Source organism: Cuniculiplasma divulgatum (assembly GCA_031200235.1).
In the GTDB taxonomy this organism is placed as follows: Archaea; Thermoplasmatota; Thermoplasmata; order Thermoplasmatales; family Thermoplasmataceae; genus UBA509.
The window spans coordinates 1,010,604-1,034,522 of record CP133595.1 but is presented as its reverse complement, the minus strand read 5'-3'; the positions used below and the strand labels follow the sequence as shown (position 1 = coordinate 1,034,522).

Annotated in this window: 19 protein-coding genes, 2 tRNA genes and 1 CRISPR repeat array; of the genes, 7 read left to right on the top strand and 14 right to left on the bottom strand. The window is 43.4% G+C overall.

The annotated features are described in order from the left end of the window. Nucleotides 1-51: 51 nt before the first annotated feature. Nucleotides 52-1,692, bottom strand: a complete 1,641-nt coding sequence (locus tag RE469_05540) for a formate--tetrahydrofolate ligase (protein WMT43670.1) — start codon at nucleotides 1,690-1,692, stop codon at nucleotides 52-54. 95 nt (nucleotides 1,693-1,787) lie between these two features. Here RE469_05540 and RE469_05535 point away from each other — a divergent pair, with 95 nt between their 5' ends. The 3 genes from RE469_05535 to RE469_05525 all read left to right on the top strand — a co-directional run bounded on the left by RE469_05535 (nucleotide 1,788) and on the right by RE469_05525 (nucleotide 2,872). After that, entirely contained in the window at nucleotides 1,788-2,408 is a 621-nt protein-coding gene (locus tag RE469_05535) for a molybdopterin-dependent oxidoreductase (GenBank protein ID WMT43669.1), read from the top strand. Between the two features lie 181 nt (nucleotides 2,409-2,589). Further along, nucleotides 2,590-2,662, top strand: a tRNA-Gln gene (locus tag RE469_05530). A gap of 9 nt (nucleotides 2,663-2,671) precedes the next feature. Beyond that, on the top strand, nucleotides 2,672-2,872 hold the full coding sequence (locus RE469_05525; GenBank protein ID WMT43668.1) for a MoaD/ThiS family protein: 201 nt from the start codon (nucleotides 2,672-2,674) through the stop codon (nucleotides 2,870-2,872). A 29-nt stretch (nucleotides 2,873-2,901) separates the two neighbouring features. On the opposite strand, the gene cca is transcribed toward RE469_05525, so the two are convergent. The 3 genes from cca to RE469_05510 form a co-directional block, all read right to left on the bottom strand. Further along, nucleotides 2,902-4,206, bottom strand: a complete 1,305-nt coding sequence (cca, locus tag RE469_05520; GenBank protein WMT43667.1) for a CCA tRNA nucleotidyltransferase — start codon at nucleotides 4,204-4,206, stop codon at nucleotides 2,902-2,904. Further along, on the bottom strand, nucleotides 4,203-4,565 hold the full coding sequence (locus RE469_05515; protein ID WMT43666.1) for a nascent polypeptide-associated complex protein: 363 nt from the start codon (nucleotides 4,563-4,565) through the stop codon (nucleotides 4,203-4,205). Before RE469_05515 ends, cca begins: the two co-directional genes overlap by 4 nt. Nucleotides 4,566-4,715: 150 nt before the next feature. Further along, a complete protein-coding gene (locus tag RE469_05510) occupies nucleotides 4,716-5,960 on the bottom strand; it encodes a hypothetical protein (protein WMT43665.1) in 1,245 nt (414 codons plus the stop codon). A gap of 554 nt (nucleotides 5,961-6,514) precedes the next feature. Between RE469_05510 and RE469_05505 the strand changes: the two genes are divergently transcribed. Continuing rightward, nucleotides 6,515-6,587 (top strand) — tRNA-Phe (locus RE469_05505). 88 nt (nucleotides 6,588-6,675) lie between these two features. Next, nucleotides 6,676-6,990, top strand: coding sequence for an ATP-binding protein (locus RE469_05500; GenBank protein WMT43664.1), 315 nt, complete (start codon nucleotides 6,676-6,678; stop codon nucleotides 6,988-6,990). Nucleotides 6,991-7,083: 93 nt separating this feature from the next. Beyond that, nucleotides 7,084-10,693: a CRISPR direct-repeat array (repeat unit 29 nt; unit sequence CTTTCAATCCTAACTGGTTAAACTGCAAT). Between the two features lie 112 nt (nucleotides 10,694-10,805). Here the strand turns inward: RE469_05500 and cas2 are convergent. From cas2 to RE469_05460, 8 genes are read right to left on the bottom strand one after another with little or no spacing between them, the layout of a single operon-like run. Further along, on the bottom strand, nucleotides 10,806-11,078 hold the full coding sequence (gene cas2, locus RE469_05495; GenBank protein ID WMT43663.1) for a CRISPR-associated endonuclease Cas2: 273 nt from the start codon (nucleotides 11,076-11,078) through the stop codon (nucleotides 10,806-10,808). 2 nt (nucleotides 11,079-11,080) lie between these two features. Beyond that, the gene (cas1b, locus tag RE469_05490; protein WMT45643.1) at nucleotides 11,081-12,055 is read right to left on the bottom strand and encodes a type I-B CRISPR-associated endonuclease Cas1b; all 975 of its coding nucleotides are present in this window, start codon (nucleotides 12,053-12,055) and stop codon (nucleotides 11,081-11,083) included. 18 nt (nucleotides 12,056-12,073) lie between these two features. Further along, entirely contained in the window at nucleotides 12,074-12,592 is a 519-nt protein-coding gene (gene cas4, locus RE469_05485) for a CRISPR-associated protein Cas4 (protein WMT45642.1), read from the bottom strand. After that, complete coding sequence (gene cas3, locus RE469_05480) at nucleotides 12,576-14,822, bottom strand: CRISPR-associated helicase Cas3' (GenBank protein ID WMT43662.1); 2,247 nt, start codon at nucleotides 14,820-14,822, stop codon at nucleotides 12,576-12,578. Before cas3 ends, cas4 begins: the two co-directional genes overlap by 17 nt. Then, complete coding sequence (gene cas5, locus RE469_05475; protein ID WMT43661.1) at nucleotides 14,812-15,510, bottom strand: CRISPR-associated protein Cas5; 699 nt, start codon at nucleotides 15,508-15,510, stop codon at nucleotides 14,812-14,814. The genes cas3 and cas5 overlap by 11 nt, the downstream gene beginning before the upstream one ends. Beyond that, the gene (cas7i, locus tag RE469_05470) at nucleotides 15,507-16,391 is read right to left on the bottom strand and encodes a type I-B CRISPR-associated protein Cas7/Cst2/DevR (GenBank protein WMT43660.1); all 885 of its coding nucleotides are present in this window, start codon (nucleotides 16,389-16,391) and stop codon (nucleotides 15,507-15,509) included. Before cas7i ends, cas5 begins: the two co-directional genes overlap by 4 nt. Then, on the bottom strand, nucleotides 16,388-18,145 hold the full coding sequence (locus RE469_05465) for a hypothetical protein (GenBank protein WMT43659.1): 1,758 nt from the start codon (nucleotides 18,143-18,145) through the stop codon (nucleotides 16,388-16,390). The genes cas7i and RE469_05465 overlap by 4 nt, the downstream gene beginning before the upstream one ends. Then, on the bottom strand, nucleotides 18,145-18,786 hold the full coding sequence (locus RE469_05460; GenBank protein ID WMT43658.1) for a CRISPR-associated endoribonuclease Cas6: 642 nt from the start codon (nucleotides 18,784-18,786) through the stop codon (nucleotides 18,145-18,147). Before RE469_05460 ends, RE469_05465 begins: the two co-directional genes overlap by 1 nt. Nucleotides 18,787-19,101: 315 nt before the next feature. On the opposite strand from RE469_05460, the gene RE469_05455 reads away from it, so the two are divergent. Further along, the gene (locus tag RE469_05455) at nucleotides 19,102-19,878 is read left to right on the top strand and encodes a hypothetical protein (GenBank protein ID WMT43657.1); all 777 of its coding nucleotides are present in this window, start codon (nucleotides 19,102-19,104) and stop codon (nucleotides 19,876-19,878) included. Nucleotides 19,879-20,091: 213 nt separating this feature from the next. Here RE469_05455 and RE469_05450 read toward each other — a convergent pair whose 3' ends face one another. Both RE469_05450 and RE469_05445 read right to left on the bottom strand, forming a co-directional pair. Next, on the bottom strand, nucleotides 20,092-20,382 hold the full coding sequence (locus RE469_05450) for a hypothetical protein (GenBank protein ID WMT43656.1): 291 nt from the start codon (nucleotides 20,380-20,382) through the stop codon (nucleotides 20,092-20,094). Nucleotides 20,383-20,682: 300 nt separating this feature from the next. After that, a complete protein-coding gene (locus tag RE469_05445; protein WMT45641.1) occupies nucleotides 20,683-21,927 on the bottom strand; it encodes an MFS transporter in 1,245 nt (414 codons plus the stop codon). A gap of 216 nt (nucleotides 21,928-22,143) precedes the next feature. On the opposite strand from RE469_05445, the gene RE469_05440 reads away from it, so the two are divergent. Then, on the top strand, nucleotides 22,144-23,910 hold the full coding sequence (locus RE469_05440; protein WMT43655.1) for a DUF2075 domain-containing protein: 1,767 nt from the start codon (nucleotides 22,144-22,146) through the stop codon (nucleotides 23,908-23,910). Nucleotides 23,911-23,919 lie beyond the last annotated feature (9 nt).

Here is a 23,919-nt window from a genome sequence, read left to right as displayed (position 1 = left end):
TTTTTTAAAAATAGGAAAAATGAATGGTGGGAAATTATTCACCGGAAATGCTCAGAACAATCCGGTTATGATCCCGTCATCAGTCAGGTCGACGTTGTTTGCTGCAGGTTCCGTTGGAAGCCCGGGCATCGTCATTATGTCGCCCAGCATGGGTACTACAAACCCTGCCCCTGATGACACGGAAATCGACTTTACATGAATTTTGAAGTTCTTGGGCCATCCGAGAACATTAGGGTTGTCCGTGAGTGAATACTGGTTCTTTGCCATGCATACATATGCCTTTCCCATTCCTATTTTCTCTATATTTTTAAGGTCGTTCTCAGCCTTCTTCTCAAAGATTACTTCTGCGGCACCATACACATTTTTTGCTATTGCTATGATCTTATCCCTTACAGGATCAGATTCCTCATAGGTTCGCTTTATGCCTCCTGCTGGCCTGGATAATTTTTCCATAACCTTGCCTGCAAGATCCAGCCCTCCCTGGCCTCCCTTGGCAAATACTTCGGACAGGGACCATACAACATTGCTTTTCTTCAGCATCTCTTCAAGCTTTGCAATTTCCTTGTCGGTGTCCGTGGGGAAGCGGTTGATTGCCACAACCGGGTCAATGCCGAAGTTGCGCAGGATCTCAACATGCTTCAGGACGTTCTGAACACCAGCCTCAACGGCGGCAACATCCTCATTTTTGGAGTTGCTTACGCCTGCATTCAGTTTAATCGACCTTATTGTTGCCACAAGTACCACTGCATCCACGGGCAGATTTCCTATCCTTGATACCATGTCCAGAAATTTTTCTCCACCCAGTTCCGAACCGAATCCTGCTTCAGTGACAAGGTAGTCCGTAAGACCCAGTGCCATCCTGTCGGCTATTATGGATGAGGTGCCGTGTGCAATATTCCCAAAGGGCCCGATGTGCACAAATGCCGGTACACCTTCTGCAGTCTGAACAAGGTTGGGTTTAAGTGCATCCCTGAGAAGCGCAGCCATGGCACCATGTGCCTTTATATCTCCCGCGTAAACAGGTTTTCCGTCAAAGTTGTATCCAACAAGTATTCTTGAGAGCCTCTGCTTAAGATCTGAATAGCTGCTGGAAAGGCCCAGTATTGCCATTATCTCAGATGCAGGAGTGATTACGAATTTATCCTTCATCAGGACTCCGGACTCACTGCCTCCAGAACCCACAATGATGTCCCTGAGTGATCTGTCGTTCATGTCGATTGTCCTTGGAAAAGTAACTTTCCTTGGATCGATTCTCATTTTGTTCCCATGGTAGATATGATTGTTGATCATGGCTGATAGAAGATTATGTGCAGCTGAGACTGCCGGAAAATCGCCGGTGAATATGAGATTTATCCTGTCGCTGGGTTCCACAGTGGACTTTCCGCCGCCTGTAGCACCACCCTTTATGCCAAAGCATGGCCCAAGAGAGGGTTCCCTGATTGCTATGGCTACTTTCCTGCCCATTATGTTAAGAGCCTGCCCCAGTCCTATGGTTGTGGTTGTTTTCCCCTCTCCTTCCTTGGTTGGATTCATGGCCGTAACCAGGATGAGTTTGCCTCTTGGCCTGTCCTGAACCCTCTTCAGGACCTCCAGGCTCACCTTTGCCATGTTGTTTCCATACCTTTCCAGGTCATTCTCAGTTAACCCAAGCTTAGCGGCAACTTTGCCGATATCTAGAAGATTGTTGGTCATAATATATTCATCCCAGTAAAGTAATAGCTAGAACTGTAAAATATGTTTTGACGATTTTTGCATGGTCTTAATAATCGAAACGAATACACACCCACATGGAACTTAAGAAAGTTGATGTGGAAAACCCCGGACAGAGGTACATCAGCAACTGGATAATATATTCAGCACTTGGAGAGCCGACAATCAGTGCGGATCACTGGAATCTTAAAATTTCCGGGCTGGTGGGAAAGCCCTATGCCCTCAGCCATGAAGAAATCATGAAGATGCCATGGCTTGAGTACATAAGCGATTTCAACTGCGTCACCGCCTGGAGCATACAGAATGTTAAATGGGCCGGACCCAGCCTTGCCGATGTCATAAGAAAAGCTGAACCGTCTCCGGATGCAAAGTGGGTCATGTTCAGGTGTGCGGACGGATACAGTACACCGGTACCCATAGAGTATGCACTGAAGGATGACGCCATCATTGCTCTGAGGATGAATGATAAACCACTGAGGATAGAGCAGGGATTTCCGGCAAGGCCATTTATGCCTGATCTCTATGGCTGGAAAAGCGCAAAGTGGCTCACGGAAATTGAACTGATTGCAGAATATGAGGATGGATACTGGGAACAGTACGGCTATCATGAGCGGGGGCTGGTTGCCGGCGGAGAACGATACACGAACAACACCTGGAGACGGGTGAAGAAAACTGTAACCGGTATGTTCAGGTCCTGAACTCCCCAACAGTTCATTATTGGTCGGCCCTGTCCGGGTATTACAGGACAAAGCACATGACTTTTTTAATGGCCTGGAAAGGCTTTTCCCATAATCTCCTGTGCTATTCCACACGAGAACAAGCCTTGTGGGAGCTGGCCCTGCAAAAAATAGATTAGCCTCAAAAATCTCATGGTGACACAGCCCCGTGGTGTAGTGGCCAAGCATTCCGGACTTTGGATCCGTAGACGGCAGTTCGAATCTGCCCGGGGCTATGGGCGAGTATGGCAGTAAGGATTGTGGGAAGGAAGACATACGAAACAGTACTGGAGGAATCCTGCACTGTGGAGGAACTGCTGCGGAAGCTTAATCTCAGGGAGGAAGGCTACATATGCCTGAGGAACGGAGTGCCTGTCACCAGGCGGGACATCGTAAACCATGCCGATGATGTGACCTTGATGGAGATATTTTCAGGAGGACGCTGAAGGGATATTGCCATTATTCTTCGATACTTTCAAAAACGTATCTTTCTTGAGTAGAATTTGCCAAGAACCATATAGGCCGCATCTGTCACGGCTGGATCAATGATTCTTGCTTCGCCCTTTACCGGGTCAAGGTTCTTACCAATGTTTGCCCCGGAAAATGCTGAGGAAATCGCTGTCTCTATATCCCTTACGACTGATGGTGCGTCAACGCAGATCCTGTCATCGTTTACATACGGACCTCTGACAGATTTTCCGTCCTTCCATTTCATTATGAACGCCATGGAATTTGGTGTGTCTACGGGAGGGCCAATACGCCTGGTTACAGCCGGAAGGACTGCGGTCTCGGTCTCAATCATTATGTCGATGGTGTTTCCCACATACAGTTCAGAATCCATGTAATGGAAGCCCATGTCCACAATGTGTTCTACAAGTATTTTCCTGGCCCTCTGTGCCTGGCTGTATATCACGTCATCCACAAGATCAGGTTTTGGAAGTGTGACGATCCTTATGCAGGTCCCCCGGTCCATATAGGGAAGCGGTTTGTCCTGCTGGGGCTTTGTGAAAAATGATGGTGAGGGACTGTGCAGATACAGCCTGCTCTCAATTTTCATGATGGAGAGATTCTCAAGACTTATGGCTGCAGCGGCATTCCTTGAGGAATCTGTTGGGTCCTCGATGACCACAGGAGAACGGTACTTTTCCACCAGCGGAGTTGTGTCTGGAATTACCAGGCGCCCCTTCTGGGATGCAAACCTCTCCAGCACTTTCTGGAAGCTCCCGAGATTTATGACCAGAAGCTCGCATACGTATCCTGAAAAGCCCTGAACCCTGATTTCTGATCCGTAAACTCCTATTGATTTCATGAAAAGCTTCAGGGCAAGGACATCATTTCTTCTTTTTTCATCCAGGTGGGAGAGCACATATTCCGTATGGAGAGGTGTCCTGTCTACTGAACTGATTATCCTGGTGTTGCTTTCAATTCTGAAGCATGGGACGATGTCAATCTTTCTCCCCCTGATATGGCCGGAAACGTATGGGTGTTCAGCATATCTTTCAATACCATCAGGAAGCACTTCGTGACCGACCCTGAGGCCAATGGATTCCATCTGCCGTTCACTGAATTTCCTGTCAAATACAATAAAGATGTCTATGTCGGCATTCTTCAGGTTTGTGTGTTTTGCAGTGGACCCCACAAGTACTGGAGTGGCATTTATGCCATCCCTGTCAAGTATCTGTCTTATGCCAGAAATGAGGGATTCAGCAATCTCGCTGATCTCTCTTTTCTCATTATCGTCCGGGATATTTGGAAGCAGAATCTCCCTGAGATCAATCATTTCTGGAGCAGATCCAATATAGCCTTTGCCGGCTCTCCGTCAGCCTTTTTCAGGGCTTCAATGGCCTTTTCTCTCACAACAGACGCCTGTTCCATAACCAGCTTTATGTCCTCTTCGGGGAATGCCGGCCCGGAGGGTGCTGCACTTTCCGTCTTGGGAATCTCCTTCATGTTACCCATTATCTGGAAGGTTTTCTGCCCCTGTGCCTCTATGACCATAACCTGGGCATCACTTATCATGTAGTCCTTTGCTGCCCCCTTGAGTATAACCGTACGGACGTCGGGCATATCAGTTGATTTTATGCCCATCTGTGCCATCATTCTTTTCATTTCCCGTGAATTCATCTTTCCAGGTATCATATTATTTCACACCTCTCCAGCAATGTCTGATCTTCAATACTTCTGAACCGAACCCGTACAGATTGCGGTGCCAGCACTGGATGTTTTTCCGTTAACCTGTACAGCCTTTTAGTTCTGATGTTTTGGCGAATTATAACTTTTTGCCAGATTTTATTCGGACCTTGTGGAATTATCAACTTTGTGCCTGCTGATATTCTGGAATGCCATCATGGCAAGCAGCAGCGAAATTGCTGCCGGGAGGATAGCGACGCCATAAAGCAGCCTGGGTGATGCAAGCCAGAATAGTGAGCCAAGTGCGGGGCCGATTATGCTTATTGGTATGGAGAGAAATCCCATTATTATGGGTGCACGTATCCTGTCGCCTTCCGGCATCATGGAGGATACGACATCTGATGACATGGAATCAGAGAATACCCACAGAAGAAGCGTGAAGTATCCAATTATGAAAATGACGCTTGAAGATATGAGAGAGAGCAGCAGCAGTGGAATTATGAGGAATATGGGCCTGAACATGTAGAATGTGTCCCTCACGAACTTCATGGGGATAAGTGCAGCACTCCTGTCCAGCAGGAAGGCTATGACGGAGAATGCTGCAAATATCAGAAATACCTCCTGTCTGTTTACGCCGTCATGAAGGCCCATGGCCGGAAGGAATACAGCCACTATGCATATGGAGAGATAAAGCAGGGATTGTATGGCTATGTATGGGATCATGATCTTTCTGTTGGTGATCATATCAAGGGATTTGATGGGCTCAAATGATGTCCGAATCATCTGGCGAATTGGCCTGGGTGATGGCGAAATGCTTGATCGTGTGCCGCTGGTGATGCGATACATCAGGGCCAGAAATCCAGCAAGAAGCGCTACTACGGACATAATGCCGTACAGTTCTCCAACACTGCCGCCAACGAATAAGGCTGCGAAAATCAGCACAATGAATATTCCAGTGTTTGGAATTATATCCTGGCTGTACATGTTCCTCATGGGTTCCATGTTTCTGAGACCTTTCGCTCTGCTGGCATTCTTGGAAGACCTGTATGCTGCCACTGCTAATGAGAGAACCACGAATGCAAGTATGATTCCTCCAATGGTCTTGACTGTGAACAGAAGGCTCATGGATATCCCCGTAAGGAGAAGCCCGATTGTGGGAAGGAGATCGCTCCTGGCTCTATCGCTGTAGAAGCGCAGAGGGAGCCTTATGAGAACCGCAGAAAGAACTGCGATAGAATAGATCAGCCCCAGGTAAAAGAGAGGTATATGATTCTCGCGGAGGAAGAACGGAAGTGATATCCAGATGAATGATGTAAATCCAGATATTAGAAATGAAGTGCCCATCCTGATGGCGTCATCAATCCTGATGTTCCGGAACATATCACCGAAAGTTTCCTCTGACAAGTAAATCTCTAGCTATAATCTATACTATGTTATTTATACTTCTTGCCTTTGAACACGAAATTTACCATCACTCGGAGAATGAAAAGTAAGTCCTCCAGAATCTGGTTTCAAAACGATAGCATTGCCTGATAGCAGGCGAAAGAACTTCACGTCATTTCAACCGGCTTATGAGCCTTGCACAGGACGCTATATTAACTTCTTCCGCGATATGTATCAAGGAAGGAGCGTCAAAACGATTTACGTCCCAAGAAAGACCTGGTTCAATAAGATCAAGTATTTAGTTCAGGGGGATCTCTTTAACATTCCGGGGGTAAGCAAAGGAATATAATTCTATCCAAATAAGGCAATATACACCTTTTCTGGGGCCAGAATGACTAATGATTAGACCAATCCAGTGAGAATTAAGAGTTTTAGGCTTAAATACAGCCTCTACTGAGAAGGAAAATGAAACTCATTTACCCCCACTAAACCAAACAGATCCGTTCAGGGTCAGGTAGAATGTGCTTCCGTTCCCAATGTGAAATATTATATAAACTGAGACCATAAGCTGTCAAGCCGTGATAGCTCAGTAGGGAGAGCGCCAGACTGAAGATCTGGAGGTCGCTGGTTCAATCCCGGCTCACGGCACACCATCAAGAGTTCAATAATCTACTGCTTCCGCTATTATTACTGTACCATTCTTATGCATCTTTCTGTCATTGATGCTTTTTTTAGTTTGTTTGGAAACCGAATAAAGACATATTCAAGGTTCAGGCTCATGATAGTGGACGAGATCGGTTACCTGCCACTGACAAGGGAGGAATCCAACCTGTTCTTCCAGTTCGTTTCATCAAGGTATGAGAAGAGATCCACGATCTACACAAGCAACAAGTCATTCAGCGAATGGGGCGAGATACTTGGGGATTCAGTGATGGCTTCTGCAGTCCTTGACAGGATACTGCATCACTGCACTGTCATAAACATCAAGGGTGAATCATACAGGCTGAAGGACCGGAAGAAGAACTCGCTGCCAAAAGCGAGGAAGGAGTGAGAAGGCTATGAAAGCTGTATATAAAGGGGGTCAATTTCAAACCGACGATTTTGCACAAATCTTGACCGGCTTTTCACCGTGGGACCTCTACCTCTTTCAATCCTAACTGGTTAAACTGCAATTCCGCCTGATACAGATTTCTCTGCCTGATAAAAATCCTTTCAATCCTAACTGGTTAAACTGCAATCCTGGTAGTCATACTGTTCGCAGGCCTCAAGACCGACTTTCAATCCTAACTGGTTAAACTGCAATTCGCTTTGCAGCAGTTCATGGATACTGACAATCCCGCCTTTCAATCCTAACTGGTTAAACTGCAATTGCTCTGGAAATATCCCTTTCTACCAGATACAGGGTCTTTCAATCCTAACTGGTTAAACTGCAATGTTAAATATGTCCGATATTGCGGATGCGTTTCCTATCTTTCAATCCTAACTGGTTAAACTGCAATGCTGGTATGGCGATAACTGCACCTGCTCCATCTGGTCTTTCAATCCTAACTGGTTAAACTGCAATTTGAAGACGACCTGCACCGCGGAAAGATTGGTTTTGCCTTTCAATCCTAACTGGTTAAACTGCAATTTTTCTATCTGCTCCTGTTTGTCGTGCTCAACTAGCTTTCAATCCTAACTGGTTAAACTGCAATTATTTTTAGCTCTCACTCTATCACCTGACATATTCAACTTTCAATCCTAACTGGTTAAACTGCAATTGATGAACAGTGTGGAGAAGGTGTACAGGGACCTTGCTTTCAATCCTAACTGGTTAAACTGCAATTGGAAACAGTTAGGACAGAAAGGAACCGCCATTCCAACTTTCAATCCTAACTGGTTAAACTGCAATCAGTACACTGGGAAGTGATGCTAAAGCAGCTGGCAGCTTTCAATCCTAACTGGTTAAACTGCAATTCTCTGCGGTGACAATAGTGATCGGCGGTCATCAGGCTTTCAATCCTAACTGGTTAAACTGCAATTCTTTCTCCGTCCTCAGTTTCACTGGCAAGAGTTATCTTTCAATCCTAACTGGTTAAACTGCAATTGCATATTTCGATGGGCATGCAAAGGTTGCTATTTACTTTCAATCCTAACTGGTTAAACTGCAATCCCATAGCGTTTTTTCAAGTATACGGACACGGTCTTCTTTCAATCCTAACTGGTTAAACTGCAATATGAACACGATGCCGTACAAGATAGCCTCTATTCGCCTTTCAATCCTAACTGGTTAAACTGCAATTGCATATTTCGATGGGCATGCAAAGGTTGCTATTTACTTTCAATCCTAACTGGTTAAACTGCAATCCCATAGCGTTTTTTCAAGTATACGGACACGGTCTTCTTTCAATCCTAACTGGTTAAACTGCAATCAAATATGACGGCAATGCAAGGATGGAGAAGGTGATCTTTCAATCCTAACTGGTTAAACTGCAATGGGAGACAGGAAACTGGTTCAAAGGGCAGTAACCTCCTTTCAATCCTAACTGGTTAAACTGCAATTCTTGTTGATTCCGTAATTATTGAACCTGATACCTTCTTTCAATCCTAACTGGTTAAACTGCAATGGGAAATGGCACTGACACAACGGGTTTTCCTGACCACTTTCAATCCTAACTGGTTAAACTGCAATGGGAAATGGCACTGACACAACGGGTTTTCCTGACCACTTTCAATCCTAACTGGTTAAACTGCAATTATACACAATGGTTTCAATCCTTGTCTATGTGCCCACTTTCAATCCTAACTGGTTAAACTGCAATCGAGGAGGATCCATTCGACCTGAAGGGAAATTCCACCTTTCAATCCTAACTGGTTAAACTGCAATATTTGTACTAATTTCCTATGTACCAACACCTGCGAACTTTCAATCCTAACTGGTTAAACTGCAATCTCTGATTTTCTCTCTGGAGACATAGTAACTGAGAACTTTCAATCCTAACTGGTTAAACTGCAATCGGTTATTATCAGGGACTTAGTGCTCAGAATGGCCGCTTTCAATCCTAACTGGTTAAACTGCAATTCCAGAACATCTCCTTCTTCCTTGAGAGGTAGTCAACTTTCAATCCTAACTGGTTAAACTGCAATAGCGGAACTTGAACCGCAGAAATCCCCCATAGACATCTTTCAATCCTAACTGGTTAAACTGCAATTGATGCGAATGCCATACGTAGGGCTTGGAGAGACAACTTTCAATCCTAACTGGTTAAACTGCAATTATAATTCCCTTTCCAGATGGTTTCCTGAATAAAGGGCTTTCAATCCTAACTGGTTAAACTGCAATTCCAGAACATCTCCTTCTTCCTTGAGAGGTAGTCAACTTTCAATCCTAACTGGTTAAACTGCAATAGCGGAACTTGAACCGCAGAAATCCCCCATAGACATCTTTCAATCCTAACTGGTTAAACTGCAATTGATGCGAATGCCATACGTAGGGCTTGGAGAGACAACTTTCAATCCTAACTGGTTAAACTGCAATTATAATTCCCTTTCCAGATGGTTTCCTGAATAAAGGGCTTTCAATCCTAACTGGTTAAACTGCAATTTTCCTTTACCTTACATACAACAGAAGCATGGCTAACTTTCAATCCTAACTGGTTAAACTGCAATCTTCAAGCATGTCTTTCTTTTTCTTCTCCAGTTCGACTTTCAATCCTAACTGGTTAAACTGCAATTCGGTTCAGTGTCATTTTTATCACTGTTCGGTTTTGCTTTCAATCCTAACTGGTTAAACTGCAATAAAAAGGCTATACCAGTTCTTTGACCTGTGGTTCCACTTTCAATCCTAACTGGTTAAACTGCAATCAGAATCGGGGGCGACATACAGCGTGCGGATGTCGGCTTTCAATCCTAACTGGTTAAACTGCAATCTACCCATCCGCTCAAGGAGCGTTTGGGCCAGTACTCTTTCAATCCTAACTGGTTAAACTGCAATTCTGGAAATAGGCGAGGACGATCAGTGCCAGTATCGCTTTCAATCCTAACTGGTTAAACTGCAATCGTTATGGCGGGATGAGGCCTTCTCCCATATGTCGTCTTTCAATCCTAACTGGTTAAACTGCAATAATTCCCTCGTGTGTCCCGTCCCCGCTTGATTCCAGCTTTCAATCCTAACTGGTTAAACTGCAATTCTGACCGATGTTGTGGCATCAGGCAATGCATCCAACTTTCAATCCTAACTGGTTAAACTGCAATCAGCAATGTAAGCTCAGCTGATGTCGGTTATCCCATCTTTCAATCCTAACTGGTTAAACTGCAATCTTTAACACAACATTTTCAGCCGGCTCCTATACGATCTTTCAATCCTAACTGGTTAAACTGCAATTGTAGATGGCATAGGATACAGAGTCTGCCTGTACGGTCTTTCAATCCTAACTGGTTAAACTGCAATTCTCCTGCAAGGAAAAATACCTCCATTCCCTCCTGTCTTTCAATCCTAACTGGTTAAACTGCAATAGGTACGGGCACCTACACAGTTAAAGTGACAGTCCGCTTTCAATCCTAACTGGTTAAACTGCAATTATTTCTGTCTCAGTAACCTCTCATTCCAGTTCCATCTTTCAATCCTAACTGGTTAAACTGCAATCTGTACCGTTATGTGCAGTCAGCGTAATGTTATCGGCTTTCAATCCTAACTGGTTAAACTGCAATTACAATGCTTGCCCTGAATGCATCAGCATCTGCCCCCTTTCAATCCTAACTGGTTAAACTGCAATCCGTTTTTTACTGGATTTCTGCATTACCCCTGCGAATGATTTATGTAAGCTTTAACGTTAAACCTGCAAATTTGTCTTATTACTTTTTAAATATGGGACTGAATTGGGGATTTCAGATGAAGAGGGAATCATCTTCGCCAAACCCTTTTGGAGTTCCTATATCTTCACGTAGGAGGAATTTGCTGGATCTGGATTTGAATATTATGACATGGTCCTGTGTTTTGTCCAATATCTTATCCAATCTGTCTCTTAATTCCCTATACTGTGAATCAGTTAAATCACCTGAGACCACCGAATTTTGATCCCATTTGAGAAACACGCGAAGCAGTTTCTTTACATGATTGACTCTTGCTTCATTCACATCATATGTAACAATATAGAACATAGCTACCACCAGGCAATCAAAGGATGGTACAGTTCGCCAAGCGTGATGTCGTTAAGGACTTTATAGCATTCCAGTCTTATCAATCTTCTGTAGGTAACTTTCCTTTTCAGACCCCTATGCGTTATTGTATCCTCCATTTTTTCCTGAAAAGTTTTAAGGACTAGTCTCCGGCCTTTTTCAGATAATACGGTCCCTTGCAAATCATTATCAAAGTGAGTTGCATCCAATTGCCCTCTGTTACTTAACTTCAGGAAAATTCTGTCAGTAATTGCTGGTTTGAATATTTCAGCCAAGTCCAGAGATAGACTAAACCTTCTTTCACCGGGCTCGTGAAGGAAGCTGAGGGTAGGATCGAGCTGCGTATGATAAATCTCAGTCAGACATGCTGTGTATGAGAGGCTATTACAGAAGCTCATAAGTGAATTCCCTGCATTCCCAGGAGGATTATACTTTCTCGCGCCCAGCATTAGCCAATCTGGCAAGATTTCGTCTAATGCTGAGTAATAGAGTCTCCTTATGTTTCCCTCTATACCCATTAAAGCTGGAATTGAGGGAGAGCTTGAAGGAATGTTATCCAGGTAATTCCTGATTTCATCTATCCTTTTCGTTAGATCTATGTCTTTTCTCCCCTGACTTTTTATGACGTTAATAATGTTCATTGCGGCTCCAATTACAAAAGACGAGGCAAGCCTGAATCTAACTTCCGGATCAAGATAGGCTTTCGCCTGAGAAATGATAATTTGTCCGGCTACATCCTTCTTTCGAGGCCAAAGCGAGGCTTCGTAATAGCCATAGTGGTTGAAGAAATGTATTGGAATCTCTTTCTGTGCCAAAAAGTGAATTACCCCGCTGGTAATGGTTATATGCGATACACAATAGATCTCACTTACCTGTTCGATGGGTATTGGAAATTTCTGAACCTCGTTCTCGAAGTATACTGTATTCTCGTTCCTTTCAAGTTTTCCATCTTTCGTCAGGTACAGCGGTTCACTCAGTCAAAACACCTCTTGATTGGAATAGCATAATTCGTAATACGCACACCCCTTACACTTTGTTCTCTCCAGCCTTTTGGGACAATTACCGTTTAAAACAGAAATAATGCTTCCAATGGTTTCCATCAGTTCGATCCGTATATCTTCCAACGTGACCTTAACTGTTTCTCTCGTTTCTGGATAGTTAAGTATTCCCACGGCTCTTATTCCAGCCTGTTCCAGTTTTAGGAGATAGAAGCCAAGTTGAAGCTTGTGCTCATTTTTCAGTCCCTTGCTCGACTTGACCTCGTGAATTTCAACATATCCTTCTTTCCTAACAACAAAATCTGTTTTAATGTTCTGACTGACGAAATTCACTTCGGCACTCCTTAAAAAGGTATTTTCATCTATCCATTTTCCCCTTCTTACCAGATCGGATCCACCTTCCATTCTGAAACCTCTGGCGAATAGCCATGCCTGTCTTTTGCAGTGTCCGAAGTAGTTAACCAAAGTACCCGTCAGATTATCATATGAAAAATGCATCTCTATCCTCCGCACCTTCAGGCTGTTGAAGCCCAGTATCCCTGCTATAACGTAGGTTAACAACAGGAAACCTGCCTTTGAAATCTATATATCTTGCAAAGGATTTTAGAGGCAACCTGAGCGTATATTCCCTCCAGTTGCTGCTCATTGCTTCTTTCAAAAACTCAACCGGCACAACGTCAATGGAAACATATTTTGATTCTCTGGTTTTTATTGGCAGATCTGCTTCTCTTATTGGTAACGAATGAAGACCATCCCCATGTTTCCTTCCATCGCCATTTCCTCCAAAACTCTCACATTCCACAACTAACTGGTGAATCTTGTCATATGTACGAATAAGGTCATCATTTTCCTCATTTGCAGGATATACATAGTCTAGAGACTTCTGAATAGATAAGTCATCCGCATTAAGCCTCTCAAGGATCTCTCTAGTTCTGTCAAGATGCGGTTTTCCATAGATGAGTTCACTAATTTCAAGATTGTTTCCAAGAGGTTCAAATACAAAGATCTCTGAATTTCTATCAGGATCTCTGATCCTGTTGACTCGACCAGCTCTCTGTATTATGGAATCGACCGGGCTAATCTCTGTAACAAGGACATCATAATCAATGTCCATTCCAGCTTCTACCACTTGAGTGGATACAAGAATTCTCCCCTTGGGGCCCAATGACTTGGCCCACCTGATTATTTCCCTTCTGTCGAACTGAAGAAATCTAGAGTGGAGGCATCGGACGTTGGTCCCCATTTCCTTCAGGATACCATATAAATCAATGCATTCCTTAACGTTATTGACAACAATCAGGATATTATTGTCTTTGCCCATTTTTCCTATCGTGTCAAGGTCAATCTTTTCCATTCGGTTAATTTTCCAAGGCGCCTTCTGCTTCAATCCTGAGACTCTTGCAATGTCGAATGTTTCATCAGAAATTGCTGAGATTGCACCGGGGAACCATGATGGGAGTGTGGCAGTCATCATAAGTATGGGCATTTTGAAAGTTCTTGTTTGCTTTATGAGCTCCGCTACCAGGCTCAAGGTCACTTTGTCGTATGAATGTATTTCATCAATTATTAGGCTTCCATGTGCAAGTGAGAAATTTACAGCGTCCCATCTTCCTATGTTAAAGAGGCTGAAAAGTATCTGATCAATTGTTGTAACCATCACTGGGCGATGAAAATAGCGATCGAATTCGTGGGAATCAGGGTCCTCTGTATCATTTGATCTGACTGTGTAATCAGACGCCCCATGAAGTATGCCGGTGACATTGGGAAAATACCCTTCCGTGTTTTCATCACCCTGAAACCTATAATAGATATCATCCACTAAAGCTCGAGTTGGGAGTGAGAAAAGAGCCCTCTGTTTCTTCTGGAGGGAAGCCCATCTGATTGCTGCCTCTGTCTTTCCGCTTCCGGTAGGTGCCAGCAGTATTGCTTTAGTACCCAAACCTGAAACCGCCTCCTGTACATTTTTTCGTAATATAGTAGCCGATGATTTTTTCTTTTTGAGCACACCCTCTACCATGGTCCACGGATTAACGATTGATGTAATCCCCATATTAGCTCCGGATGCACTCCAGTCAGAAAGATGAAGATACTGCTTCAATAGTGGAAAGACCCATCTTCTTTTGATCATTAAATCATAATCATTTACCTCTGTTAACAGAAAATCAAAGTAAAATGACCTGAGCAATGATGTTTTTATAGGTAGCTTGAGCTCATTTAACCCATTTTGTGAGGGTCTCAAACTATCTAGTCCATCATCAAATCCTACATATTCATCTAAACCCTGGAGAATGATCTCATTCTGTCTGTCGAACAAGCGTTTCTCTGGCATAACAAGTGAACCGTGATGATGCATGGCAGCAATTGCACACAAATTCACACGATCACTACCAAGCAAGTTCCAGAGTCTACTGTTTGTGAAATAGAGTATGGAAATAAAATTATGGGGCACATCCTTAGGGACGCCATGTAATTCTTTCCCTGAGTTGCTGTAAACATCCCATATCTTCTTCTGAAACCTCGTGTTAAGTTTGCCAAAATCGTGATTAGACACTAAAAATGCTATCTGCTGCCAAAACTCATCAGTATTGATACCAAAATACCTTAGGAATTCTTCAGTCCCACTCCCAAGGCTTAACCGAAATTGGTTGAGCTTTTCCAGACACTCAAAACGGTGATCTTTCAGTGTCTGGCCATTTCCCTTAGCTAAGACAATTTCTTCAGAGAGCATAGAAGGTATATTCCCCATCAGATAGGGCCCCTTCCTTTCTGGTTCTTATTCTGTAACGTTCGATGAATGTATAATTCCTGAAATCAACAGGGGTCCTTGAATTATCTTTTTCTATTTTAAAAGCCCTCGGCAGTGGCATTGATACAAGTGGTATCAGAATGTCGCTTGAATTTAGAATCTCGTCCTCTTTCGGATCCAGCTTGAAAGGCACAACCGTATCCGAGATAACAGGGTCTTTAGCAGTTTCAAGAGATACTTTATCAACGTGGTCTATTCTTATGATTTCATCGTCACGTCCAAGGGAAAGTGCAAATTTAGGGGAGATAAAGGCTTGAAACGCTTCGTCCAGTAGATCCTTGGTTGATGGTATCACCCATATTACAAAATGGTTATCATATAAATTTTCTCTGTAAAGCAGGGAAAGCGGTTCTTTTATTTCTCCACCATATTTATATTTTGTAATGTGCGTTAGATCCTGATACATAGCATTGTGTGATCCTACCACGGCCACTTTGAACTTGTAATAATAATCTTCCATCTCACTCCTGCCTGTTCCCATAGCGGAACCAACAAGGCCTATTAGATTTGTAGGAGTTGGCAACGGAAGAGTATCGTGCACGGAGTGTGACAGAGGTGTTCTGAAACCATTAGTCAGTCCGTAGCATATGATCCTGACGGCTTCGGTCATGAAAATGCCTGTACATCTAAACTGTCCATTATTTCCGTGAAGGCGAGCCTTGGGGATTTGCCAAAAGCACTGGATTTCACTGCAGAGCCGTCAGTGCCAATCTCTGACCTCACAAGTATCTCCTTGTTTTCCTCAAGCGTCCTTGTGAGGGTTGCATCGCTGAGTTTGCCGTCCTCGTCCACCTTAAGCTTTCCCATCCATATTGGATTTTTTACCTTTTGGGTTGAAATGGCTACAGCAACTGGAGCACTGCTTGCGAGTAGCCTAGATTGCTTTCCTCCTCCCCACAGATATAAGAATGATTCCAGTACCCCCCTCAGTCTTGACAGTCTGTCTCTAGGTTCGATTGACCAGTCCTGAAAGTTGGCCCCTTTCTTTATTTCTTGAACACCATTCCCAATTCTGTCCAGTTCTATTAGCACGCTATATGCGTACCAGTTTGATGATATCTCCGTCTCATACATCCTGTGATCCTGATGGATATCGCTGTTATTCTGTATCCCCAGGTCTCTATCAAAGGTATAGGGAAACAGACCCACGGCTGGAGAAACCCGTACAACACTGGTTCTTGATGTCCTTTCCTTAGCATTCATGAAACCAAAAAGGTCATCGTCAACATAGGTAACCGGATCGCATTGTGTTGAAAATGGCGACTTACTCTTTCCACTTTCTTCATCCTTTGGTGAAATTGGGAATCCTGCGTCTCTCATTCTCTCCCTTGCCATCCTTCTGATAGCCTGAGCAGATATGTATGGATATGAATCTCCATTGGGGAACCTAATTTTCTTAATTGTTGATATTATGTCTTCGTTATAGCTAGAGTTAGAGTTTCCCATATCTATTTTTATCAGAGACGTAAATGTAAGGCAGTTAACTTTCATTCTGCTGGCACCTCCATTTGTACTTTTCCATTCATATAGGAATATCTCTGGTTAGCAACGATTGCTATAATACTCTTGTACTTACTCCATTCTTTGCCTTCTGAAAGCGCATCTATAAATTCGTTGGATATCCCAGTATTCTTTCCCTTCAAGACATAAAGAAACGTCAATCTTTCAATGAACGCCCTCAATGACTGGGCATTTCCCACCGATCTGAGCTCGTACAGAAGAGATTTACTGTTATCCTCTTTTGCCAGATCTGCAACTTTCATTCCTATACTTTTGCATTGGTTTATTATTTCATTCTTCTCCATTTCATTCCCTCCCAAGGCGTATCTTGATAAAATTATTGCGAGCTCTTGAACTCCATATTTGACCTTCTGCTCGCTTAACAAAGCATCCCATGTATATCTTTCCAGTATTCCTATTGATGGATTCCCGTAAAGGATCGACCTTGAAAACTCCTCCCTTCTTGCATCTATCCACGAATCACCCTTCTTGTAAATGAGATCAGCCACCAGTGACATAAAGTTATGGCTGCTAATTTTCATGTTAATCGATTCTATTAATTCCAGAGATTCTGGAGAGCTTTGATATCGCCAGCTTCTCACAAGCTGATCACCAACCAACAGAGTAAAAATCCATGATCTGTAAAGTATTTTTTCATATTCTCTGTCCGGAATTTCCTTGCCAGATGCCCGTAATATATCTTTTAAAATGGCGCTCTTTGTATATTCCTGGAGTTCAATGTTGTCCTTTACTCTGGACACCATATCCCTAATACCCTCCCTGATGGCCACAAACATTGCAAGAACAAGGAAATAGAAACCTGAGTACCTCTGCGGTTTGTCGATAAAATTAGAATACTGGTAATTCGACCTGGATATAACAATCCTGTCTGCCCTTTCACTTTCCATCAATTTTTTCTGTAGCTTCTGAATCTGATAGATATCCTCTATTGTCAAGAGAAACTGAGTGAGTTCCTGCACGTCATTCGATTCCGGAACTGCGAGAAAAGTAGATTTTCTATTGGAAAAATACATAACCCTCATTAAAGCAAAATGGTTGGAGATTGAACAGGCTCTGCAGAACCCAATTTTACCCTTGTGATAGCTGAAGAAATTTGAAAAGTTTTCAAGACCAACAGTGCTCGGAAACTGCGTCATCTTTGTTTCTGTTAAATAATCTTCTGCACCGCATCCAAAGCAAGTTCCTTTTTTCCCTGTTGTGGATATAACATTGAATTCTATGTATCTCTCCTTTGGCCATAGTTTCGCGTTCTTTAGTCCCTCATAACTCTTTCCGTTAATCGTTCCACTTTTTCTTATTTTTTCAACTTCTTTCTGCAAATTCTCGGGTAGATCTTCGATCTTTACTTCCTTTGTTCCTGCAGGTTTATAGTTACTTGTGTTTATGCGTACGTGCCCAAGGGTGGCTGGCCTAATTATTGGGGAATCACTTAGGTATGGTTTACCTTCAAAATCATACTGGACAAGAAGATCATAGTTTAAACTGACAGAGAGTTTGTTTCTCGTATACCAGTCGGCACAGAACACCAAGAACTCATTTAAAGTATCCTCCTTTTCAGCCTGAATGAAAAGGTTATTCCGATTCCATTGTACTCCCATTGAAACTGCCGTTTTTTGAATTTCATTTTCAGAATCTTCGGGAGAATCAATAAGCCTAAAAAACTCAGCGGTTCCAAGTTTTGTCCATGAAGGGACATCATTGCTGAATTTAATTTGAAAGCTCATTAAGCTGATTCCGTCCCTTTTTTAACTGACAGCATGCCAAAGCCCATCTTCCGATGATGGCCGAGACCCTGTGTAAGAAGGAACTCATGAACCCTAGCATCAGCCTTAACTTTAAAAGACAGTCTCAGAGCTATGAACGAATTAATTAGGTTGCCATCTTTATAAACAGCTCTCTTTTTCTGAACGGCGGAGACCACCTCCACATCTATTTCTCCAAGATAGCCCGTTGCTGCTTTAGACTGCCTTACTATGGTTTCTTTGATTGCCTTTGCAACGTCATCATTAACACCAACATGATCTGTTTTTCCAGTTTTATCTCCTTTCTTTATCACAACCTCGCCAAGCGATTCATAATCTATTGAAGATATTCCATCAGCTATATGAAAGTTCTCCACTTTAATTTGTGAAACTCTGAGTCTTACGTTACCCAGATAGATGAATGGTTCCATAACCATAGCTTTGCTAAGGCCCTTTATTATCTCTAAATCTGGGCTACCAATTGATATTTCTGCTGTCCTGAACAGCAACCCAACCTCTGTGTTCCACAACTTACCTATGAATCCGCTGAAAACGAAAAATGACTTCCATTCATCATGCACCTTAGTAGAAAGGGTTCTATCATACTGCTCCAGCTTAGACAACAGAGTATTTTTTAGAATGTAGTGATAGTCCTTTATAATAGGGTGTCTATCAATATTTTCGAACCTGACTCTGATTCTTTTCGCTTCTACAAATATATGAATCACAACCTTTTAGATCTTAAAGAGAACCTAAATCAAATACTACTTTTTTACATAAAAATATTTCGCAGTATACGATTCTGATGGAAGGTTTAAGAGTCAGGAACAGGAAAAATTAACATCCATCCATCTTTAATGCGGTAACACCTCTATGATGTTATGTTCCGAGGTCTACAGGAATGGACAAATTGATATTTTGCTATGGATCGTTATTCTATGTTTAAAAGTGAAAGGAAATATTCTGATCTGGATGAGTTTTTTCGAACTGGAAATAATAATTCAATAACAGGACAAAAGTCCATTCAAAGTAGAATAAATGATCTGGATTCATTGTACACTGAATGGAAATATGATAGTTGGAACTTCACGTCTGATAGTGCAGAAAATGATTTCTTACGTAACGAAATGTGGGAAAGTATTGAAATAATGAGAAGTAGCTCGATAAACTACATAATCGGGGAGTTCAACTCATCAATTATCGCTTCATCGGCGGCTATAGAAAGGGTCTGCAACGTAATACTGTATATTGATTTTAGAAAGAATCCTGAAGGCCATTGTTATAAGGATGTCCGGGAGGATTGGATTAAAGTCAACACTGTTAGAGGGACTATATATTATACTGAACGATGGAATAGAGTAGTCGAAATTGGAAATGGCTATACAATTTATAAACACAAGACATTGGAACCCAACACGTTGAAGAGCGTTGAAAAATGTGGTTATAATTGCGCTTATCTGTTGAACATAAACGATACGATATGTAAAAACGTTTTCATAGAAAGAAGAAAGGCCGCGGCTCATGGAGATTTTTCAAGATTGCCAATTGTCGAACAATTACACGGGTATGTCGTTAGTGGGCCGAATGATTTGTTTAAGCTTCAGACCAACAAAGATGCAGCTCTGGACCAATATGATAAAGCTTCCAAGTTTATTGTGAACGTTATCAACGAATTTAATAGGAAATATGCTTCTTCTATGAAAGAAGTTAATTAGCCAAACCTTTAACTCTTTCCAGAGATTGAATAGCGGAACACTTTCTGTATTACCCCACTGCCTAGAACCATCGGATCTGAATCATGTGCTTCCCAATCTAAATGGGAGGGAGCGACTATGAGAGATTCCAATCGTGAAATCGCCCATGATCTAATTTTCCCAAAATGGTTTTCATACTTGATTAAAACTTTAATCAAATCCCTATCTGTCCAATTACTTTCCCTGTTCTGTTAATTCCCTCTGGAATCTCTCCCTCAATTCCGGATTCCCAGCGATTTGCTCCAGTACCGTCTCAAGGATCAGATCCTTGAAGTCATCGGGAAATGATTTGACAATCCTTTCTGTTGGAGCATCCACAACTTCCGACTTAATGATTGCAGTTTCGATCTCCTTCGCCTCATCCTTGACCTCAATACCGTATGCCTTCAGGATTGCATTGTCCTGATCCCTTCCTGATAGATGTACATAGGTCTGCGTCATACTTGATCCGTGGACCCGTCCCATCTGTGCCTCCAAGTTTTTCCGTTACCTCGACACCATATCTCCTCAGGGTATCGGCAACAAATTTTGAAGTACTGTATTCCTTATATGAAAGTTCCGGGTTCCTGTGGAGTCTCCTTCTCATGTCAACGAGTTCTAGTTCAAGTTCCAGAACTTCTGCCCAAACTTTATCAACATCCATAAACAGTTACACCTTTTAGCGTTAAATTCTTTTGGAAAGGCCATACAGATTGTGAAGTCATGCTGAGTCCTTCATCACCAAAATAAAAACCCAGACAAATTCCGATTTTGATTTTTTTCGGGTCATCTTGAATCATTCCCCGGCAGCGGGATTTTTGATCTGTAGATAATCAGGTTTATCAGTATACCAAGGAACGATAATCCGAGCATTATGAAAAAAATCCCGTTCCAGCCAATATCTGAAAGCAACGATGACGTCACCAGGGGGCCAATGGCATCAGCGGAGTTGGAAATAAGTCCCATTCCGAAGGCTCCTGCACTCACAATGGCCAGGGGGAAAATGTTGCCTGGAAGAGCCCAGTAGTTAGGTGGAAACATCATGAGGAACCCGTTCACAACAGCGGCCAGAAGAAGATAATAGAAGGACAATCTTCCGGTTGTCATCATAAGAACTATTCCAAGCGCCATCAGTATATCCGCTGTGGTCATTATTACCAGCCTGGATTTCAGTATCCCTCTGTTGGAAGACCTCTTTCCAGCTATCCTGTCACCAAGCACCGCTCCCACAAAGGCAGCTATGAATCCCGATATTCCCCATCCGATGATGAGCGTCCCTGTCTGGGAAACTGAATAGCCCAGATGATAAGAGTAGGTGGAGAGATAACCTCCAACGCTGAACAGAACCCAGCTCAGGGGAAGCTGTGCAAGCCCCATTAAAATAACCATTGGATCCTTCCAGACACTTCTGTGATTTAGCTTCTCGGCCTGTATGATCTCCTTCCTCTGTGCGGTTGAATCCTTTGCAAATATGAAATATATCAGGGCTCCAGCCACCATGATTATTCCTGTTATGTAGTAAGATTCCTGCCAGCTCAAGGATGTCAGGACCCCGGAGAGTATACCACCAGCAGCACTTCCAAGTGATATGGCTCCCAGGGTGAATGCCAGTGATCTAGCCCTTTCGTCAGGCGGGAACCAACCCTCAAGCTGTATGGAGAAAAGAGCAAGCATCATAATCATCAGGCCCTGGAAGAACCGGAGTGCCACCAGCACATACAGTACGTGAAATACCGGTATAAGGAACTGCGGCACAATAAGGAACAGCTGAGCCACAAGCACGCCTGTCTTCAGCCTGGCGTCAAAGATGCCTCCCTGCCCCAGGAAGAACGCAGCAAACAGTCCAATGGAAAATGCATCTATGCCAAGTACCGATAAGACTGTTGGACTAACGCCGAATGTTGAAGCCATCCTGCCGGAGAGGATTCCAAAGGATGTGAGGGAAATGAAGCTTGTTGTCATCAGCAGGCCGGCTATGGCAGCCATTACCCATCTGTACTGTGACATTGCAGACTGATCTTTCCTGACCACTGATGACAATATTATTCGCATAGCCCTAAGTTATTTAACGTTTGCAGCAGAAACCGGGAGAGAGGCTTGCGGAGCTTTGGTTGCCACAAAATAGATTAAGACCACCTCTGTCCCAGCCTTTACATCGCATACGTCCAAACAGGTCTCTTATGGGCCAGCAATTATCCTTTGTCACCGGAATGAAAGAATTATATTGGTTGGTCTCTTAATTACCGAATGGAAGATTCATTTTCAAATTGCCTGTATTACACTGAAAGTTTTCAGACGGACCCCACAGAAGACATACTTGGCAGGCTGAACATGAACTATGAACGAATGGCCAGAGAACGCCCTGATGCTTACCTCCGCGGTTCCTGGGCAGGTTCACTGAATGCCATGAAAATGGTTGTTCCAGACGGCGTACCTGTTGCCATGGAGTATATTTTCCCGGTGGGGAATGAAAGGGTAGATTACCTGGTCATTGGCAAGAAGGATGTGGTCATTGTTGAAACAAAGGGCTGGCGAACCTACAGGCAGGTGGACAGGCTTGTGGCGGAAACTGATCTGGGGCCGCAGCCTGTACCCTGTTATCAGTCCTCAAACTATCTTTACAAGTTCAGGAACTTCCATACCGCTTCACAGAGCTTCAACTTCAGGGATGTGGTATTCATGTATCATACAACAGATGGAAACGACTGCACAATATACTATGAACCCAAGGACTTCTCAGCTGTAATGGAGCCCATATTGAAGGAAAAAGGCTCCAGAAAGGAGGCGGATCTCATACTGAATGGCAGGTTCTCTGTGAGCAGCACCCTCATAGATTTCATAACAAAACACAGGCAGGAAATCATGTCAGATCCCCTGAAGGCATTCTCAGTGGTTGGTTATGGCCTTTCTGGCGATCAGGTTAAGGTTCTGAGTTCAGTCCTGGAAACCCTGAAATCCGGAAGGAAGGCCATTTTCCTCATCAGGGGCAAGATGGGTTCTGGCAAAACGCTTGTGGCCCTCAACATAATTCTTGAGGCAACAAGACTGGGATACTTCGGTCTGATATCGTACAGAAACAATCGGCTGATAAATACAATGAGGCGTGCTGTTCCGGCCCAGATAAGGCCTCTGATCAGGTTCTATTCCACCGGGCCTTTGCGAAACAACGGCATCGGTGAACCGGGGTTCCGTGTGGAGGATCTGTGGAAACCACTTGATTTCATAGTATTTGACGAAGCCCAGCGGATGTCTGAAAGTGTCATAGACCTTTCAATGACCAGGTCCCGGGTTGGGATATATTTCTATGATGAGAACCAGATCCTTGTGGGCGGAGAATCAGGAACAAGGGAAAATTTCCTTAAATACGCAGCCAAAAATGGAGCAGAGATACATGAACTAACACTGGATTCTGTCTTCAGAAACATCGGGGGTGAACGTTATTCGGCCTTTGTTGAAAACCTCATTGGAAATGCATCCCCTGATGTTCCAGAGGGCTATGATTTCAGGATTTTCGGCCACATGGAGGAAATGATCCATGCTCTGGAAGCTATTCAGCAGAAAAGCAAGGTGGCCCTTGTGGCATCCTTCACGGAATCCGATGGAAGAAAGGAGAAGTTGCGTTTCAGGAATCCTGACATAAGCTGGCTCATGGACGAAACTACCGAGTACCCCCAGTACTGGATTGAGGGCAGGGACGCCCTGAAAAAATGTGCGTCAGTCTATGGTGCACAGGGCTTTGAAGCGGATTACGCAGGAGTAATCTGGGGAAAGGATCTCATATGGCGAAATGATTCATGGACCATGGATCCTGGCGCAGTAATGGATAATGTGGGAGGAAGGAATTCACTCAGGAGTGTTGCCCTGCGTGATCCTGCCAGGGCGCTTTCCCTTCTGAAAAACCGCTACAGAATCATGCTGACTCGCGGTATTGCCGGAACATTCGTTTTTGTTGAGGACCAGAGAACTCTTGAGCATCTAATGGAAATCGTGAATGCTGGGATAAATTCAACATGACGTTGTCAT

Bases quoted from the DNA above. Each gene is read 5' to 3' on its own strand.
- RE469_05540 (WMT43670.1), bottom strand. From the start codon at position 1,692: ATGACCAACAATCTTCTAGATATCGGCAAAGTTGCCGCTAAGCTTGGG.
- RE469_05535 (WMT43669.1), top strand. From the start codon at position 1,788: ATGGAACTTAAGAAAGTTGATGTGGAAAACCCCGGACAGAGGTACATC.
- RE469_05525 (WMT43668.1), top strand. From the start codon at position 2,672: ATGGCAGTAAGGATTGTGGGAAGGAAGACATACGAAACAGTACTGGAG.
- cca (WMT43667.1), bottom strand. From the start codon at position 4,206: ATGATTGATCTCAGGGAGATTCTGCTTCCAAATATCCCGGACGATAAT.
- RE469_05515 (WMT43666.1), bottom strand. From the start codon at position 4,565: ATGATACCTGGAAAGATGAATTCACGGGAAATGAAAAGAATGATGGCA.
- cas2 (WMT43663.1), bottom strand. From the start codon at position 11,078: ATGTTCTATATTGTTACATATGATGTGAATGAAGCAAGAGTCAATCAT.
- cas4 (WMT45642.1), bottom strand. From the start codon at position 12,592: ATGCATTTTTCATATGATAATCTGACGGGTACTTTGGTTAACTACTTC.
- cas3 (WMT43662.1), bottom strand. From the start codon at position 14,822: ATGCTCTCTGAAGAAATTGTCTTAGCTAAGGGAAATGGCCAGACACTG.
- cas5 (WMT43661.1), bottom strand. From the start codon at position 15,510: ATGACCGAAGCCGTCAGGATCATATGCTACGGACTGACTAATGGTTTC.
- cas7i (WMT43660.1), bottom strand. From the start codon at position 16,391: ATGAAAGTTAACTGCCTTACATTTACGTCTCTGATAAAAATAGATATG.
- RE469_05465 (WMT43659.1), bottom strand. From the start codon at position 18,145: ATGAGCTTTCAAATTAAATTCAGCAATGATGTCCCTTCATGGACAAAA.
- RE469_05455 (WMT43657.1), top strand. From the start codon at position 19,102: ATGTTTAAAAGTGAAAGGAAATATTCTGATCTGGATGAGTTTTTTCGA.
- RE469_05450 (WMT43656.1), bottom strand. From the start codon at position 20,382: ATGGGACGGGTCCACGGATCAAGTATGACGCAGACCTATGTACATCTA.
- RE469_05440 (WMT43655.1), top strand. From the start codon at position 22,144: ATGGAAGATTCATTTTCAAATTGCCTGTATTACACTGAAAGTTTTCAG.